The organism is Psychromonas sp. 14N.309.X.WAT.B.A12 (assembly GCF_030397575.1).
GTDB lineage: Bacteria > Pseudomonadota > Gammaproteobacteria > Enterobacterales > Psychromonadaceae > Psychromonas.
In genome coordinates, this window is record NZ_JAPNXS010000001.1 from 441,546 (window position 1) to 459,214 (window position 17,669).

The window sequence follows — 17,669 nt, forward strand, 5'->3', positions numbered from 1 at the left end:
CAATCTATTTTCGTATTTGACAACAAAAATAATGTACATATTTTTTAAATAGTGTGGTTTTTAATCATCCAAGTAAAAACTGTCGACTATTTAAGCGCTTAGATATAAAATAACTAATTATCTATTGAATTATATCGGGGCTTACGTATAATCGCTCGCATCAAGTCAAGGCTTGATGCAGTGACAATGGTAGGCCTCTTGGTTTCTCGCATTGATAACTTATTAACCTGGTCAGAGCCGGAAGGCAGCAGCCATAGTAGGTGATTCAAGTGCCGAGAGTTTGCTGGGAGGTCTACCACCCAATCACTCAACACCCTGTAAAAAGCAACATTTATGACTCAATACAATTCCCAGTTTGATACATCGCTTAAAGCAAAACATTTTTTACCAAAGTATTGGGGAACATGGAGCTTACTCGCATTATTATTTATCTGTAGTTATATACCTGTTAGTATTCGAGATCGTTTTGCTTCTTGGTGCGCAGATAAACTTTATTCTGCAAAATTTTTACAAAAGCGTAAAAAAATCGCCTTTACTAATATTGGCCTGTGTTTCCCCGAGTATTCAGAGTCAGATAAATGTGCGTTAATGCAGAAGAACTTTCGCTCTATGGCGCAAATTGCTTTGTCACTGGGTGAGATTGCATTTCGTAGTCAATCTTTTCTTCATAAGCGCATTAATTTCATCGGTGAGCACTTTGTAAAAGAAGCAGAGCAAGCTGGAAATGCGATTATTTTTTTAGCACCTCATTGTTATGGCCTTGATTTCGCTGGCGTTGCTGCGATATCTGCAAGAGGCTACCCTTTATCAAGTATGTTTAAAGATTATAAAAATCCAATATTTGATTGGTTTGTTACAAATTACAGAACACGTTTTAGCCGTTTACACGAAAAGGGCACTTTATATCACCGAAGTGAAGGCTTGAAGCCCTGCATCAAAAGCTTAAGAGATAAAGCACACTTCTATTATTTGCCAGATGAAGATCATGGTCGCGAAAGCAGTGTGTTTTCCCCCTTTTTTGCTACAGAAAAAGCGACATTGCCTGTGATTGGGCGTTTGGCTAAATTAGGAAAAGCCGTGGTTATTCCTACTTATACTTCATATAATGCAAAAACAGGTAAGATTGATGTTATCTGTCACTCACCATTAAACAACATTCCAAGTGGCTGCGAACAGCATGATACAGATTTAATGAATCAAGCTATTGAGCGTGTTATTGCAGAAAATAAAGCGCAATATATGTGGACGTTAAAGTTACTCAAAACTAGACCCGAAGAAGGGCAGAGTATCTATTAACGTTTGTTTTCATTGGTGAATGACATTATTAATATTCACCAATGAATAAGTATTTTTACTGTGCGTTAAAACGTTGTCCAGTAACTTCTGAGCTATCATCGCCTAATAGGTAAAGATATGTATCTAAAATCTCTTCCGGTGTCTTCAAACGCTTTACATCTTCCTCTGGATACGCACTAGCGCGCATAGATGTTCTTGTTCCACCTGGATTAACAGCATTAAAACGCATTACAGTGTCCGAATATTCATCTGCAAGTACCTGCATCATGCCTTCTGTAGCAAACTTCGATACACTGTAAGTCCCCCATAATGCTCGCCCTTTATGGCCAACACTTGAGGTAGTAAAAATAGTGCTCGCACTCGGTGCTGCCTGTAATAGCGGTAGTAAGTATTTGGTCAGGAGAAATGCTGCATTAACGTTGGTTTGCATGACTTCATGCCAAGTCTGATTATCTATCTCAGTAAATTTACAAAGCTTGCCAAGTTGGCTCGCGTTATGAACCAAACCATCTAAATTAATGTAGTCCTTAGTTAATTGATTCGCTAAATTAACATATTGCTCTTCAGTGGCATCATTAAGGTCTAGTTGTATCGTTTTAGCTGGTTGTTTATTTAATTGTGCAATCTGTTGAGCTACAGAATCTAATTTACTGTAAGTTCTACCTAATAACACCAGATTAGCGCCTAAGTCTGCACATTTTATGGCTAAGGCCTTACCAATACCATCTCCGGCACCTGTAATAAGAATTGTTTTATTATCTAATAAGTTAGTAGGGGCATTGTAGTCCATAACCGTTTCTCTGTTTGTAAAAAAATCGATCATATCGTTTTTTTTAAAAAAAGGCTTAAACTCTTTTGTAGGTTGCGACATTTTTTGTCATTATGAGCGAATTATTTTATAACGAGGAATTATTTTGGAATATTTAATGCAGTATGGGCTATTTTTAGCCAAAGCAGTTACGTTTGTGATCACTATTGTTGCAATTTTAATTGCTGTGATAGCTTTGACTAGCAAACAAAAAGCTAAAAAAGGTGAGTTGGAATTAACTGATCTTTCTGAACAAATTAATGAGACAAAAAAATCTATTTCAGAACAGCTATTAAGCCCTGTACAACTTAAAGCAAAACATAAAGAAGATAAAAAACGCAAAAAAGAAAAAACTAAAAAAGATAAAGCAGAAGCTAAGGAAGCAACTAAGGTTGAGTCTCAATCTCAACTTTACGTAATTGATTTTAAAGGTAGTATTGATGCTAAAGAGGTATCTTCTCTACGTGAAGAGGTGACTGCGATTATCAGTGTCGCCACTGAGAAAGATGAAGTCTTCGTACGTTTAGAAAGTGGCGGTGGTATGGTACACGGTTACGGACTAGCTGCATCACAATTACAACGATTAAAAGACAAAAATATCCCGCTAACAATTTCTGTTGATAAAGTCGCTGCAAGTGGTGGTTACATGATGGCGTGTGTTGCTGACAAAATTATTGCTGCTCCATTTTCAATTATTGGTTCAATTGGTGTTATCGCACAAATTCCAAATTTCAATAAAGTGTTAAAAAAACATGATGTTGAATTCGAACAATTAACTGCAGGACAATATAAACGTACGTTAACTATGTTTGGTGAAAACGATGAATTGGGACGTGAAAAATTCAAACAAGAGCTGGAAGAAACACATCAATTATTCAAACATTTTGTCAGTGAGCACCGCCCGCAATTAGATATTGATAAAGTGGCAACAGGTGAACATTGGTATGGCTCACAAGCCTTTGATTTACAATTAATTGATAAAGTACAAACCAGTGATGATTACTTACTTGATCAATTCGAAGATAAACATATAGTACAAGTGCGTTACCAAAAAAGTAAAAAACTTGCTGAAAAGATCGGCAAAAGTGTAGCAGCCTCTGTACAAACAAGTTTAATGACAATTATGCAAACTAATATTTCAAGAATGTTTAAGTAACGTTTTGATTAAAAATATGTTAAAAAGCCGGCTATTATTCAAGTCGGCTTTTTATTACCTATATTTTAAAAATATAAAAAATAGGTTGCTATTCGTCAAAACTTTGGATTATATAAAAAAGAGAAACTCAATGGACGAGTTAACATTCTTTCTAACACAGACTATATATTAGGTATCAAAGCAATATGAGCAAATCTCTGGTTATCGTGGAATCACCTGCCAAAGCAAAAACAATCAATAAATATTTAGGTAAAGATTTTATTGTTAAATCGAGTGTTGGACATGTTCGTGACCTACCAACAAGTGGTAGTGCGAAAAAATCAATCGATGCAAAAAAGAAAAAATCTTTAGCTGGTTTAACCCCTGCTCAAAAAGCGAAAGAGACAGCAAAACGTACACAAGCTGCACTAGTAACAAGAATGGGTATTGACCCAAAAAATAATTGGGCTGCTAATTATGAAATCTTACCTGGTAAAGAAAAGGTAGTTGATGAATTAAAGAAGTTAGCCGTTGATGCGCCCACTATTTATCTCGCGACCGATTTGGATAGAGAGGGTGAAGCGATTGCATGGCATCTGAAAGAAATTTTAGGTGGCGATGATGATAAATATCAACGCGTTGTATTTAATGAAATTACAGAATCAGCTATTCAAGAAGCATTCAAACACCCAACAGAACTAAATGTTGATGGCGTTAATGCACAACAAACACGTCGATTTTTAGATCGTCTTGTTGGTTTCATGGTGTCTCCTTTGTTATGGAAAAAGGTGGCCAGAGGTTTATCAGCAGGCCGAGTGCAATCCGTAGCAGTAAAGTTACTGGTAGAGCGTGAGCGTTTGATAAAAGCATTTAATCCGGTTGAATATTGGGATTTACATGCACAAACCCTTGCTCAAGATAAAACTGAATTACGTTTAGAAGTATTTAAGCACAATGACAAAACCTTTGCGCCTGTAAACGAACAAGAAACACAAGTTGCGGTTGATGCGTTAAAAGAAGAAACCTTCTTACTAGATGCTCGCGAAGATAAACCGACAAAAAGTAAACCAAGTGCGCCTTTTATCACTTCTACTCTGCAACAGGCAGCGAGCACGCGTTTAGGATTTGGTGTCAAAAAGACCATGATGTTAGCGCAACGTTTATACGAAGCGGGTTACATTACTTATATGCGTACCGATTCTACCAACTTAAGCAAAGATGCTGTGGCTTCTGCACGTGATTTTATTACTAAAGAGTTTGGCGAAAATTATTTACCAGAAGCACCTGTATCTTATAGTAGTAAAGCCGGTGCACAAGAAGCCCATGAAGCGATACGTCCATCAGATGTGTTACAACGTGCTGAGTTAATTGATGTTACTGATAAAGATGCAAAACGCTTGTATGAACTTATATGGCGTCAATTTTTAGCATGTCAGATGCTACCTGCATTATATGACTCATCTACTTTAGTGATTGCGGCAGGTGATTATAAATTACGTGCTAAAGGCCGTACTTTACGCTTTGCTGGTTGGACAAAAGCACAACCAGTGACCAAGAGTAAAGCAGATGAAGTGCAACTACCCGACTTAAAGGTAGGTGAAGAAGTTAGTTTAGTAGCATTAGATCCGCAACAGCATTTTACTAAGCCACCTGCAAGATTTACTGAAGCGGCCTTGGTTAAAGAGTTAGAAAAGCAGGGCATTGGTCGTCCATCTACTTACGCTAGTATCATTTCAACGATCCAAGATCGTGGTTATGTGAAAGTAGATAAACGTCGTTTCTTTGCAGTGAAAATGGGTGAAATCGTTACTGACCGTCTAACTGAAAACTTTAGTGAGCTCATGAGTTATGACTTTACTGCTGCGATGGAAGAAAATCTTGATGCGATTGCTGAAGGTAAAGCTAACTGGCATAGCGAACTAGATCGTTTTTATAAAGATTTAACAACGCAACTAGATAAAGCTGACTTACCCGAAGAAGAAGGCGGTATGCGTCTTAATGATCCTGTCATTATTGATGATGTAGCTTGTCCGACTTGTGAGCGTCCAATGGGTATTCGTACCGCGAGTACGGGAGTATTCTTAGGTTGTTCTGGTTATGCATTACCTCCAAAAGAGCGTTGTAAAACCACTATCAACTTAGTTGATGGTGAAGAAGTTGAAGACATTTTAAGCTCTGAAGATTTAGAAACAGCTGCATTAATGGCTAAACATCGTTGTCCTAAATGTGACACTGCGATGGACAGTTACTTGATTGATGAAAAACGTAAGTTACACGTTTGTGGTAACAATCCAATCTGTGATGGTCATATTGTTGAATCTGGTGAGTTTAAGATTAAAGGCTACGATGGTCCAGTTGTTGAATGTGACAAGTGTGGGTCTGATATGCAGCTAAAAGATGGTCGCTTTGGTAAGTATATGGACTGTACTAATGAAGAGTGTAAAAACACGCGTAAGATATTACGTAGTGGTGAAGTCGCTCCGCCAAAAGAAGATCCAGTACATTTGCCTGAATTAGAGTGTGAGCAAAGTGATGCATACTTTATTTTACGTGATGGTGCGGCAGGTATTTTCTTAGCAGCAAGCACTTTCCCTCGTTCGCGAGAGACACGTGCTCCAAAAGTAGCTGAATTAGCACAGTTTAGAGATAGAATCTCTGAAAAATTCTATTACCTAGCTGATGCTCCTCAACAAGACCCAGATGGTAATTTAGCCATTGTCCGTTATAGCCGTAAGAACAAAGAACAATATGTCATGACGGAAATAGACAAAAAAGCAACGGGTTGGACGGCTAAGTTTGTTGATAATAAATGGGTAGAAGAGCTTCCTAAAAAGAAAGTCGCTAAAAAAACCAAAGCGAAAAAGTAGAAAATTAGATCAATCCATAATGGCAGCCTTCGCTGCCATTTTTGTGTGTGAAATTTATTGATCACTTTTTCAGCAACCAATGCCGATCTTAATCTGCAACATAAGGTTGTTTGTTTAAATTTTTAAACATTTGTATATACTAGCGTTTTTTAAAAGGATGATCTGAAATGCGCATAGCTTTAGGTATTGAATATGATGGTGCTAACTATTACGGTTGGCAAAGACAAAAAGAAGTAAACTCTGTTCAAGAAGAGCTAGAAAAAGCGTTATCTAATATTGCTAATCATCCTGTTACAGTTAATTGTGCTGGTAGAACCGATGCGGGTGTTCACGGAACGGGGCAAGTTGTACATTTTGACACTGATTCAGAGCGTCAAGTTGGTGCATGGACATTAGGTGTCAATGCTAAATTACCCGATGATATTGCTGTACGTTGGGTTAAAGAAGTTGATGATAGCTTTCATGCAAGGTTCAGTGCCACTGCAAGGCGTTACCGTTACATTATCTACAATGGTGTTTATCGTCCGGGTATTCTAAGTAAAGGTTTAAGCCACTATCATTGTGATTTAGATGCATCAATAATGCATCAAGCAGGTCAATACCTAGTAGGTGAACAAGATTTTACTTCATTTAGAGCATTACATTGTCAGGCTAATAGTCCAATAAGAACTATTGAATATTTAAATGTGTCTCGACATAGTGATTTTATTGTTATTGATATTAAAGCAAATGCTTTCCTGCACCACATGGTACGAAATATCGCAGGTAGTTTGATTGAAATAGGCCAACAGAAACAACCTGTTGATTGGTTACAAACTTTACTGGGTTACAAAGATCGTGCAAAGGCAGCTGCGACTGCGAAGCCGGGTGGTTTATATTTAGTAGAAGTTGATTACCCAGAGCAGTTTGCATTACCAAGACCCGCATGTGGCCCTTTATTCTTAGATATTTAATGTGATAAATACAATGATAACACCAACAACTAATAACATATTTTCTGCCGATACACTTAATGAATGGTTAGCACATTTAGAACAGTTACACCCGAATGCGATTGAATTAGGCCTAAAGCGAATTACTGAAGTAGGTAAACGTCTTAACTTAATACATTTCGATGCTAAAGTTGTCACCGTAGCAGGTACTAATGGCAAAGGCACCACCTGTGCTTATTTAGAAAAAATATTATTAGATGCTGGTTTTAAAGTAGGAGTTTATAGCTCTCCACACATCCATCGTTATAATGAACGCTTACGTATTAATGGGCTTGAACTTGATGACCAGGCACATTGTGATGCATTTGCTATCATTGAAAATGCCCGTGAAACCATTTCTCTGAGCTATTTTGAATATGCTACCTTGTCGTGTTTGTATTTATTACAACAGGCAAATTGTGACTATATACTCTTAGAAGTCGGTTTAGGTGGACGTTTAGATGCTACCAATATGGTGGAATCAGATGTAAGTGTCGTCACCACCATAGGCATCGATCATATTGATTGGTTAGGCTGTGATAGAGAAAAAATAGGTTTCGAAAAAGCCGGAGTATTTAGAGCCAATAAACCCGCTATTTGTGGAGAGTTAGATGTACCACAATCGATAATCGATCATGCTCAATCAATCTCTGCACAATTAAAGTTAGCCACAAAAGACTTCGCATTTAAGATGCTAGATGAACAACATTGGTCTTGGACTGGCCAGAAAACATTATTACCAATTAAACAAACTTTGATGCCGATGCAAAATGCATCAACCGCGTTAGCAGTGATTGAAGCGTTAGATATTACGATTGCACCAGAGAAATTAATTGCTTCAGTTGAAAACGCAACATTAGCAGGGCGCTTACAAGCTATTGAAGGATATGGTTGTGACTTTTATATTGATGTTGCACATAACCCTCAATCGGCGCAATATCTAGCAACACAAATAAAGCGCTTAAAACAATTAAAACCAGCATGTTGTAAAGTGCATGCCGTTGTCGGTATGTTATCTGATAAAGATATGACTGCGACATTGTCCGCTATTAATAGTGAAATTAGTGAGTATCATTTCGCAGATTTACATTGTTATCGTGGGGCACCAGCATCATTATTGTTAGAGGCTTATCAAAGCAGTGAGTACAATAACCATAATGTGACCTGTTATGAAAATGTACTGGGCGCGGTCGATAAGGTAGTTCAGAATATCAGTGCATCTGATATAGTCATAGTATTCGGTTCATTCCATACTGTTTCCGATATTTTAACCAAATAGCAAGGGTATAACGTGGCATCTCAGTTTAAAAATCGTTTAGTCGGCATTACTATATTAGTCGCATTAGTTGTGATCTTCTTGCCTTCATTGATTGACGGTAAAAAAAATACCTATCAGCAAGAGTTTGCTGCAACGCCTATTAAGCCTGAACTAAAAGAGCATTCTCAATCCTTTTCAGATTCAACGCCTTCTTCGAAGGAAGAGTTAGTCATTGAAAATGAAGAAGCTGAAGATGCTCCAACTGAGGTCACATCTGAATGGAAAGTGGAAGAGGTTGCATCTGCGGTTGTTGTAGAAGATAACAAAGTAACAAATCCAAAAACAGTAACACCTGCACCACCTAAAGCTGTTAAGGCGCCGGTGTTTGATGATCCAGCTTGGACAATTCAATTAGGTGCCTTCCAAAACAAAGCTAATATTAATAGTTTATTAAAGAAATTAAACAAAGCAGGTTTTCAAGCGCATACTATCCCTAGGGAAGTCATGGATGGTCAATTAACACGTGTTTTTGTTGGGCCGAATGTTTCTAAACAAAAATTAACCGATATGTTGCCACGATTAAAAAGCTTAACCAATCTAAACGGAAAAGTTATTCCTTTTAATCCAATTGAACCTTAGTTTTTAAAGCGTTTCAAAACATTCTCTGATAGAATGCGCGCGTTATAGATTTACATTAATTTAGGGATAAGTATGAATTGGTTTGATTTCACCATTCTTGGTGTTATTGGTTTGTCGTCTTTAATTAGCTTAATTCGCGGTTTCACTAAAGAAGCTGTCTCGCTGGCCACTTGGTTTGCTGCTTTTTTTATTGCCAGCAATTTTTATCCCGAAATGGCACAATTCCTTACTGGTATCGAAGATTTGAAACTTCGTAACAGTGCTGCCATCGCTATTCTCTTTATTGCTACCTTACTGATAGGTGGCCTTGTCAATTACATCATCAATCGCTTAGTCGCAGTCACTGGATTATCTGGTACTGATAGACTGTTAGGTGTTATTTTTGGTGCGATCCGCGGTATCTTAATCGTGAGTGCTTTACTCTTCATCACTGATTACATGACATCATTTGATGAAACGCTATGGTGGAAAGAGGCGCAATTACCGCCTCATTTTGGCATAGTTATAACCTGGTTCTTTGAACATTTAGAAAGCTCATCTAGCTTCCTAAAAAATATACAATCAACAAAGATTTAAGCGTTGATTAGCAAAAATTAGTCACTACATTAAAAGCACATTCGTTTGTGCTTTTTTGTGAACTCTCTTAAAAATAGAAAGGCTTCAATTTATGTGTGGAATAGTAGGTATAGTTGGTTCAACTCCTGTCAATCAAAGTATTTATGATGCATTGACTGTATTACAACACCGCGGGCAAGATGCCGCTGGTATTGTAACGACTTACAACGGCAACTTTAAACAACGCAAAGCTAATGGCTTAGTAAAAGATGTGTTTGAAACAAAACATATGCAGCGTTTAAAAGGGAATAGCGGAATCGGTCATGTTCGTTACCCAACAGCAGGTAGTTCAAGTGCTGCAGAAGCACAACCATTCTACGTAAACTCACCATGGGGCATCTCTTTAGCGCATAACGGTAACCTGACTAATGCGAAAGATTTACGTGCTGCTTTAGTGAAGTCTCGCCGCCACATTAACACGACTTCAGACTCAGAATTGTTATTAAACACATTTGCTGCAGAATTAGGTAAAACGAAAGCGGATCATCTTTCTCCGGATGATATCTTCGCAGCTATTTCTGAAGTACATAAACAAATCAGTGGTGCTTACGCGGTAACGGCATTGATTATTGACCATGGTTTAGTCGCTTTCCGTGACCCAGATGGCATTCGTCCATTAGTATTGGGCTCTCGTCAGACTGACGAAGGCGATATTGAATATATCGTTGCCTCTGAAAGTGTTGGCCTTGATACTATCGGTTTCCGTTTCTTACGTGATGTTGAACCAGGTGAAGCCGTTTACATTACTGAGAACCGTAAATTGTTCACTCAACAATGTGCTGAAAAAACAACATTAACTCCTTGTATCTTTGAGTATGTTTACTTTGCTCGTCCTGATTCAACATTGAACGGTATTTCAGTTTATGAAGCTCGTTTAGAAATGGGGCGTAAGTTAGGCGCGAAGATCAAACGTGAATGGGCTGATGTAGAAATTGATGCTGTTATTCCTATTCCAGAAACGTCTAACGATATTGCTTTAGAAATCTCAGTGGAACTTGGCTTACCGTACCGCCAAGGTTTTGTTAAAAACCGTTACATTGGTCGTACCTTTATCATGCCAGGGCAAACTCAACGCCGTAAATCTGTTCGCCGTAAACTGAATCCTATTTCAGCTGAGTTCAAAGGAAAAAATGTATTATTGGTAGATGACTCAATTGTTCGTGGTACTACTTCTGAACAGATCATTGAAATGGTTCGTGAAGCGGGCGCTAAAAAAGTTTACTTAGCTTCTGCTGCGCCAGAAGTTCGATACCCTAATGTATATGGTATCGATATGCCAACACCTGAAGAGTTAATTGCGCATAATCGCAATGCGGAACAAATCAGCGACTGTATCGGAACAGATAAATTAATCTTCCAAGATATTCAAGATTTAAAAGATGCAGTGGGTAAACAAAATCCAAATATTAAAGCGTTTGAGTGTTCAGTATTTGATGGCCAATACGTCACTCCTAATATCAATAAAGAGTACTTTGATTACTTAGCAAGTCTACGAAGTGAAGACGCTAAAAAAATTCAAACTCAAAAAGAAGAGATTGCTAATCTAGAGATGTACAACGAAGCTTAAACTTTATTGTTACACCAGTTGTAGTCAATAAGTGATCTAAATTTTACGCAGAATAAATGACTTAATTTAAAGCGTAATTTTAGTTAAATAGTATGATTGGTATAAGTCATTTCTTAAAAGCACAGCAATTACGCTGTGCTTTTTTTTGCCTATTGTTTAAATTGTATATATTTATACCAATGATATTAAATAAGTGATCGGAATTTTATGAAGAAAAATGACTTAGTTTAAGGCATCACTTGTGACTTTCAAAGATTTACATCGTTAATCTAATATTTAATAGTTATTCTTTTCGCTAAAATCACGATCAATAAATAAGTTATTTTAACAACTAAAATAGATTAGTTAATTCCTGTGAATGCTATTATAGCTGTTACTGTAGGCATAAAAAAACCAGCCAATAGGCTGGTTTTGTGTATCACAATTTTAAGCTTGATTAGAATTCAGCTGTGCCAGGAGCACGTGGGAAAGCAATAACGTCTCGAATGTTTTGTACACCAGTAACATAAGAAACTAAACGCTCAAACCCTAAACCGAAACCAGCATGCGGAACAGTTCCATATTTACGTAAGTCGCGGTACCAACTGTAATCTTCTTTATCTAGACCCATTTCATCAAGGCGTTTGTCTAACGCAGCTAGATCTTCTTCACGTTGACTACCGCCAATGATTTCACCAATGCCTGGTGCAAGTACATCCATTGCCGCTACTGTTTTACCATCTTCATTTAGTTTCATGTAGAAGGCTTTAATATCTTTCGGGTAGTTTTGAAGAATGATTGGTGCACCAACATGTTCTTCAGCAAGGTAACGTTCATGCTCAGATTGTAAATCTACACCCCATTCAACTGGGTATTCAAATGTCTTGTCACATTTTTGTAGAATGTCGATTGCGTCAGTGTAATCCATACGTACGAATTCAGAACTCACCATGTTTTGTAAACGAGTGATTGCTTCTTTATCAACACGTTCAGCAAAGAAAGCCATATCATCTGCACGTTCTGTTAGCACTGCGTTAAATACATATTTCAACATATCTTCTGCAAGTTGTGCTGCATCTGCTAAATCAGCAAAAGCGATTTCAGGTTCAACCATCCAGAACTCTGCTAAGTGACGCGTCGTGTTTGAGTTTTCAGCACGGAAAGTTGGGCCGAATGTGTAAACGTTACTTAGTGCACACGCATAAGTTTCAGCGTTCAACTGACCTGATACTGTCAAGAAAGTCTCTTTACCGAAGAAATCTTTTTTGTAATCAATTTTACCTTGATCATCACGAGGTAGGTTTTCTAAATCTAACGTACTAACTTGGAACATTTCTCCCGCACCTTCACAGTCACTCCCCGTGATGATAGGTGTACTGATCCAATTAAATCCACGCTCATAAAAGAAATTATGAATTGCATGTGATAAACAGTTACGAACACGAGTGACTGCACCAAACATGTTAGTACGCGGACGCAAGTGAGCATGTTCACGCATGTACTCAATACTATGTCGTTTTGCAGACATTGGGTAAGTCTCTGGATCTTGTACAAAGCCGTACACTTCAACTTTAGTTGCTTGAAGCTCGAACTGTTGACCTTTTCCTGGGCTTTCTACTAGTTCACCTGTTACAGCAACACTACAACCTGCAGATAGATTTAGCACGTCTGCTGTATAATTTTCTAATTCAGCAGGCACAACTGCTTGGATCGGATCAAAACATGAACCGTCGTAGATATTTAAAAATGAGATGCCAGCTTTTGAATCACGACGTGTACGGATCCAGCCTTTTACTGTTACTTGGCTGCCTAGTGCAAATTTGCTGTTGAAAATATCAACAATGGGTGTTTTTGACATCTTAAATTGTGCTCCATAATCACAGGGTTAACTGTTTTATACTAAAAATATTGATAGCTGCATATCTTACCTTGGATAGATTCAGATACAAGCCTCTGACCTTATATTAATAGCACTATTAATAGTGAAATAAGTACATAAATATACGGACAGGCTATTTTTTTATCGATAGTCATTGTTGATGTCTTTTTTCTGCCAAATGATTTACTTAATAAATGATTGGCAGTTGCTTGCTGCCTATTATTTTATTTGCTCACAAATGTTATAAATAGCCTCGCATAACTTATTTAATTGTGCTGCTGTGATTACATAGGGGGGCATAATATAGATAAGTTTTCCGAAAGGGCGTATCCAGACTCCGGCATCGACAAACTGCTTTTGGATGGTAACCATCTCCACGGCTTGATGCATTTCCACTACGCCAATAGCGCCTAATACTCTTACATTTTTGACGGAAGGTAATTGTTCACAACGAGTCAGTTGTTGTGATAAATGCTTAGAAATAGTTTCAACTAAATTTGACCAGTCGCAGCTCATTAATAAAGCTAGGTTGGCGTTAGCTACCGCACAAGCTAATGGATTTCCCATAAAAGTAGGTCCATGCATGAATACGCCAGCTTTACCTCGGCTAATAGTATGAGCGACTGTATCTGTTGTTAAAGTGGCTGCAAAACTCATATAACCACCGGTTATTGCCTTACCTAAACAGAGAATATCTGGACTAATTTGTGCGTGTTCACAAGCAAATAGTTTACCGGTACGCCCAAAACCCGTTGCGATTTCATCTGCAATCAATAAGACATCATATTGATCACACAATGCACGCGCTGCTTTTAGATAGTTAGGGTGATAAAAATGCATACCCCCTGCACCTTGTACAATTGGTTCTAGTATTAATGCGGCAACATGCTGATGATTTTCAGCTAACAATGTACGAAGTTCGTGCATTTCTTCCTCATCCCATACTTGATCAAAAGAGATAGAGGGTTGTTTAGTGAAATAGTTTTTAGCAACAAAGTCTTGATATAACTCGTGCATTGAGCCATCAGGGTCAGTAACACTCATGGCTGCAAAAGTATCTCCATGGTAACCTTTTTTGAGTGCAATAAATTTGGTTTTATATTTCCCTAATGATTGCCAGTATTGTAAAGCCATCTTCATTGCCACTTCGACGGCAACACTTCCTGAGTCACTAAAAAAAACTTTATCTAACCCTTTTGGCGTTATTTCAACGAGTGTTTTAGCTAAGTTAGTTGCAGGTTGGTGTGTTAGGCCACCAAACATTATGTGTGACATTTTATCTAATTGCTGCGTGGCAGCTTGGTTTAACTCTTGAACATTATAACCGAACAAACATGCCCACCACGAAGACATGCCATCAATTAATTGATTACCTGACTCTAAAGTAATTAAACAGCCATTAGCACTTTGAACAGGATAGCAAGGTATCGGATCTGTCATTGAAGTATAAGGATGCCAAATGTGATCTTTATCAAAATTAAGGTCAATGGATGTACTGCTAAATACTTTATTGTTCATTTATTCACCAATTGTAAAGTTAAACTGTGCTTTTAAGTTGACAGTGTAACTTTCAATATTAAACTATCCAAATATTTTTCAATTCAGGTCGACACAATATGCAATCTCAAAATCAAATCCGTCATGATTGGACTGTTCAAGAAGTTAACGATCTATTTGCCTTACCATTCATGGATTTAATGTTTAAAGCACAAACAGTTCACAGAAATAATTTTCCTAATAATCAGGTGCAGGTGAGTACATTGTTATCGATAAAAACCGGTGCATGCCCTGAGGACTGTAAATATTGTCCACAAAGTGCACGCTATGATACTGGTTTAGAGAAAGAAACCTTAATGGAAGTCGAAAAGGTCATTAAGGCAGCTAAAGAAGCCAAAGCAACAGGTTCAACGCGTTTTTGTATGGGAGCTGCTTGGAAAAACCCAAAACAACGTGACATGCCTTATTTAGTTGAAATGATTAAAGAAGTGAAATCATTGGGTTTAGAGTCCTGCATGACACTAGGCACCTTAGATAATAATCAAGCTGAGCAGTTATCTAATGCAGGTTTGGATTATTACAATCATAACCTAGATACTTCACCAGAGTATTATGGTGAGATAATTACCACGAGAACATACCAAGAACGTTTAGATACATTGGATAATGTGCGTAACTCTGGAATGAAAGTGTGCAGTGGTGGTATCGTGGGCTTGGGAGAGCAAGGAAAAGATCGATCGGGGTTATTAGTGCAATTAGCGAACATGGCTGTTCAACCTGAAAGTGTGCCAATCAATAAACTGGTAAAAGTAAAGGGGACACCATTAGATAACGTCGATGACTTAGATGATTTTGAATTTATTAAAACCATCGCTATTGCACGTATTCTTATGCCCAAATCACATGTACGCTTATCTGCTGGTCGTGAAGATATGTCTGAGCAAACACAAGCATTATGCTTTATGGCAGGAGCTAACTCTATCTTTTATGGTTGTAAATTATTAACCACTGCGAACCCTGATGAAAATTCTGATATGCGTTTGTTTAATAAATTAGGTATCAATAAAGAAGAGATTAATCTATCTCCATTCGAAACAGAGAAAAGCGTAGATGCCGCGATTATTCGTCATGCTGAACAAGGTGAACTTTTCTATGATGCAACGAGTAAGCTATAAAAATGAGTTTTTCATTTATATCAGATCAACTCACGCAACAAAAAGCACAACACCTATATCGAAAAGCAGTGCCTGTTACTGGTAAGCAAGGCCGCTATATCGAGGTTAATGGTAAGTCATTCGTTAACTTTTCCAGTAATGATTATTTAGGACTAGCCTCTGAGCCTGCATTAATAAATGCGTGGAAGAAGGGCGCTGATCTTTTTGGTATCGGCAGTGGTGGCTCTTATCTTGTCACTGGCTACAATCAAGTTCATCATGATGTAATTGAACAGCTAAAAAGTTGGTTAAATGTGGATGCCATCTCCTTATTTAACTCAGGCTATTCAGCTAATCAGGCGATGATTAAGTTGCTATTAACAAAGGATGATTTACTGATACAGGATAAATTAAATCATGCCTCTTTAATGGAAGCAGGTATTTATAACCAAGCTAAAATGCAACGTTTTAAACATAATGATATGACGCATTTATCTCATGTCTTAAGTCAAAATATTCAAACTGATAATAAGTTAATTATATCTGAAGGGGTGTTTAGCATGGATGGAGATACCGCGCCAATCGCTGCGTTAAACTCCTTAGCTAAACAAAATAATGCTTGGTTAATGATAGATGATGCTCATGGTATTGGGGTTCTCGGAAAAAATGGCCAAGGTAGTGTAGCGCATGCAAATCAACATCAGCCAGATATCGACATTTACATGGCTACTTTTGGTAAAGCCTTGGGTGTCGGCGGAGCGTTAGTCGCTGGCTCAACTGAGCTAATTGAATATGTTAACAATTTTTCTAAACCTTATGTGTATAGCACGGGTTTACCACCTGCCATGGTGTATTGCATTGGTGAAGCAGCAAAACTCGCTGAATATCAACAGTGGCGTCGTGACCATTTATCTGAATTGATTGCTTATTTTAAAGACTTATCTTACCAATATGATATCCCGTTAATGCCTTCTAACACGGCGATTCAACCAATATTAATAGGGAGTAGTGAACAAGCTCTGCATACCAGTCTATGGTTGAAGAAACAGGGAATTTGGACCACTGCAATTCGTCCACCCACCGTACCTAGACATGCTGCTCGGTTACGCGTGACATTAACAGTTAACCACCATAAATCAGATATTCTTTTTTTAGTGACGAAATTAAAGCAGGCCATTGATGCAAATCATCATTGATAAAGAAGCTGTAAAAGCCTCATTTTCTAAAGCGGCTTATCAATATGATATATTCGCCGACTTACAACGGGAAGTAGGCCATCAATTGATGTCGTTAATGAATTTGAATGTTAGCAATAGTCATGTCCTTGATTTAGGTTGTGGCACGGGTTATTTCTCAAATTTGTTAATCAATTTAGACAAAGTCTCACGTTTAACTTGTTTTGATCTATCGCCAGCGATGTTAGCGCAAGTCAGCGATAAACTAAGACTGAACCAAGAAGCAAATACTTATCAGTTACGACAGGGAGATATTGATCATTTGCCTTTTACCGAACCACAGTTTGATTTGGTTTTCTCTAGTTTAGTGTTGCAATGGAGTCAGGATTTAGCGCACTGTTTAAAACAGATAAAAGGTACGTTAAATGGACAGGGCAAGTTAGGCTTTTCAACCTTGTTAAGCGGTTCATTATTTGAATTAGAAGAAGCTTGGTCAGAGGTTGATAATAATAAACACATTAATCAGTTTCTATGCCAACAAAATGTGTTGGATGCTGTTAAACAGGCGGGTTTTAATCATATTAACCTAACCACAGAAACACGGGTTAAACGTTATCCAGACTTATTGTCAGTGATGAAAGCATTAAAAGGAATCGGTGCAAATCATGTTCACGGTAGTAAACATACTAGCTTGTCTGGTAAGCAACTACTGAACAAATTAGATCAAGGCTATCAAGCATTTGTTGATAATAATGGGATGTATTGTCTCAGCTATCAAATCTGTTACGTCGTTGCGCAGTAAATTAATTAAGTTAAACGGGGATTGTTC

General features: G+C 37.8%; 14 protein-coding genes and 1 other RNA gene. 12 read left to right on the top strand and 3 right to left on the bottom strand.

Annotated features, from left to right (window positions below; all coding sequences use genetic code 11):
• Window positions 1-196 precede the first annotated feature (196 nt).
• Together ffs and OW492_RS01940 are read left to right on the top strand one after the other, a co-directional pair.
• Window positions 197-292: signal recognition particle sRNA small type (gene ffs / locus OW492_RS01935), an RNA gene on the top strand.
• 41 nt (window positions 293-333) lie between these two features.
• Window positions 334-1,296, top strand: a complete 963-nt coding sequence (locus OW492_RS01940) for a lauroyl-Kdo(2)-lipid IV(A) myristoyltransferase (protein WP_290038065.1) — start codon at window positions 334-336, stop codon at window positions 1,294-1,296.
• A gap of 55 nt (window positions 1,297-1,351) precedes the next feature.
• On the opposite strand, the gene OW492_RS01945 is transcribed toward OW492_RS01940, so the two are convergent.
• Window positions 1,352-2,086, bottom strand: coding sequence for a YciK family oxidoreductase (locus OW492_RS01945; protein WP_290038066.1), 735 nt, complete (start codon window positions 2,084-2,086; stop codon window positions 1,352-1,354).
• A gap of 124 nt (window positions 2,087-2,210) precedes the next feature.
• Here OW492_RS01945 and sohB point away from each other — a divergent pair, with 124 nt between their 5' ends.
• The 7 genes from sohB (at window position 2,211) to purF (ending at window position 11,156) form a co-directional block, all read left to right on the top strand.
• Window positions 2,211-3,260 carry a protease SohB gene (gene sohB, locus OW492_RS01950; RefSeq protein ID WP_290038067.1) on the top strand — a complete coding sequence of 350 codons (1,050 nt, stop codon included), beginning with the start codon at window positions 2,211-2,213 and terminating at the stop codon, window positions 3,258-3,260.
• 185 nt (window positions 3,261-3,445) lie between these two features.
• Window positions 3,446-6,106: a type I DNA topoisomerase gene (gene topA, locus OW492_RS01955; RefSeq protein WP_290038068.1), complete on the top strand. Its 2,661-nt coding sequence runs from the start codon at window positions 3,446-3,448 to the stop codon at window positions 6,104-6,106.
• Window positions 6,107-6,273: 167 nt separating this feature from the next.
• Entirely contained in the window at window positions 6,274-7,059 is a 786-nt protein-coding gene (gene truA, locus OW492_RS01960; protein ID WP_290038069.1) for a tRNA pseudouridine(38-40) synthase TruA, read from the top strand.
• Between the two features lie 13 nt (window positions 7,060-7,072).
• Entirely contained in the window at window positions 7,073-8,356 is a 1,284-nt protein-coding gene (gene folC, locus OW492_RS01965) for a bifunctional tetrahydrofolate synthase/dihydrofolate synthase (protein ID WP_290038070.1), read from the top strand.
• Window positions 8,357-8,368: 12 nt separating this feature from the next.
• The gene (locus tag OW492_RS01970) at window positions 8,369-8,974 is read left to right on the top strand and encodes an SPOR domain-containing protein (protein WP_290038071.1); all 606 of its coding nucleotides are present in this window, start codon (window positions 8,369-8,371) and stop codon (window positions 8,972-8,974) included.
• A 72-nt stretch (window positions 8,975-9,046) separates the two neighbouring features.
• Window positions 9,047-9,550 (top strand): CvpA family protein, encoded by a 504-nt coding sequence (locus OW492_RS01975; RefSeq protein ID WP_290038072.1) that lies wholly within the window; start codon window positions 9,047-9,049, stop codon window positions 9,548-9,550.
• A 91-nt stretch (window positions 9,551-9,641) separates the two neighbouring features.
• Entirely contained in the window at window positions 9,642-11,156 is a 1,515-nt protein-coding gene (gene purF, locus OW492_RS01980; protein WP_290038073.1) for an amidophosphoribosyltransferase, read from the top strand.
• A 436-nt stretch (window positions 11,157-11,592) separates the two neighbouring features.
• On the opposite strand, the gene asnS is transcribed toward purF, so the two are convergent.
• On the bottom strand, window positions 11,593-12,993 hold the full coding sequence (asnS, locus tag OW492_RS01985) for an asparagine--tRNA ligase (RefSeq protein ID WP_290038074.1): 1,401 nt from the start codon (window positions 12,991-12,993) through the stop codon (window positions 11,593-11,595).
• Window positions 12,994-13,233: 240 nt separating this feature from the next.
• Window positions 13,234-14,532, bottom strand: coding sequence for an adenosylmethionine--8-amino-7-oxononanoate transaminase (gene bioA, locus OW492_RS01990; protein ID WP_290038075.1), 1,299 nt, complete (start codon window positions 14,530-14,532; stop codon window positions 13,234-13,236).
• Window positions 14,533-14,630: 98 nt separating this feature from the next.
• Between bioA and bioB the strand changes: the two genes are divergently transcribed.
• From bioB to bioC, 3 genes are read left to right on the top strand one after another with little or no spacing between them, the layout of a single operon-like run.
• Entirely contained in the window at window positions 14,631-15,686 is a 1,056-nt protein-coding gene (gene bioB, locus OW492_RS01995; protein WP_290038076.1) for a biotin synthase BioB, read from the top strand.
• Window positions 15,687-15,688: 2 nt separating this feature from the next.
• On the top strand, window positions 15,689-16,861 hold the full coding sequence (locus OW492_RS02000; RefSeq protein ID WP_290038077.1) for an 8-amino-7-oxononanoate synthase: 1,173 nt from the start codon (window positions 15,689-15,691) through the stop codon (window positions 16,859-16,861).
• Window positions 16,845-17,642 (top strand): malonyl-ACP O-methyltransferase BioC, encoded by a 798-nt coding sequence (gene bioC / locus OW492_RS02005; protein WP_290038078.1) that lies wholly within the window; start codon window positions 16,845-16,847, stop codon window positions 17,640-17,642. Before OW492_RS02000 ends, bioC begins: the two co-directional genes overlap by 17 nt.
• Window positions 17,643-17,669 lie beyond the last annotated feature (27 nt).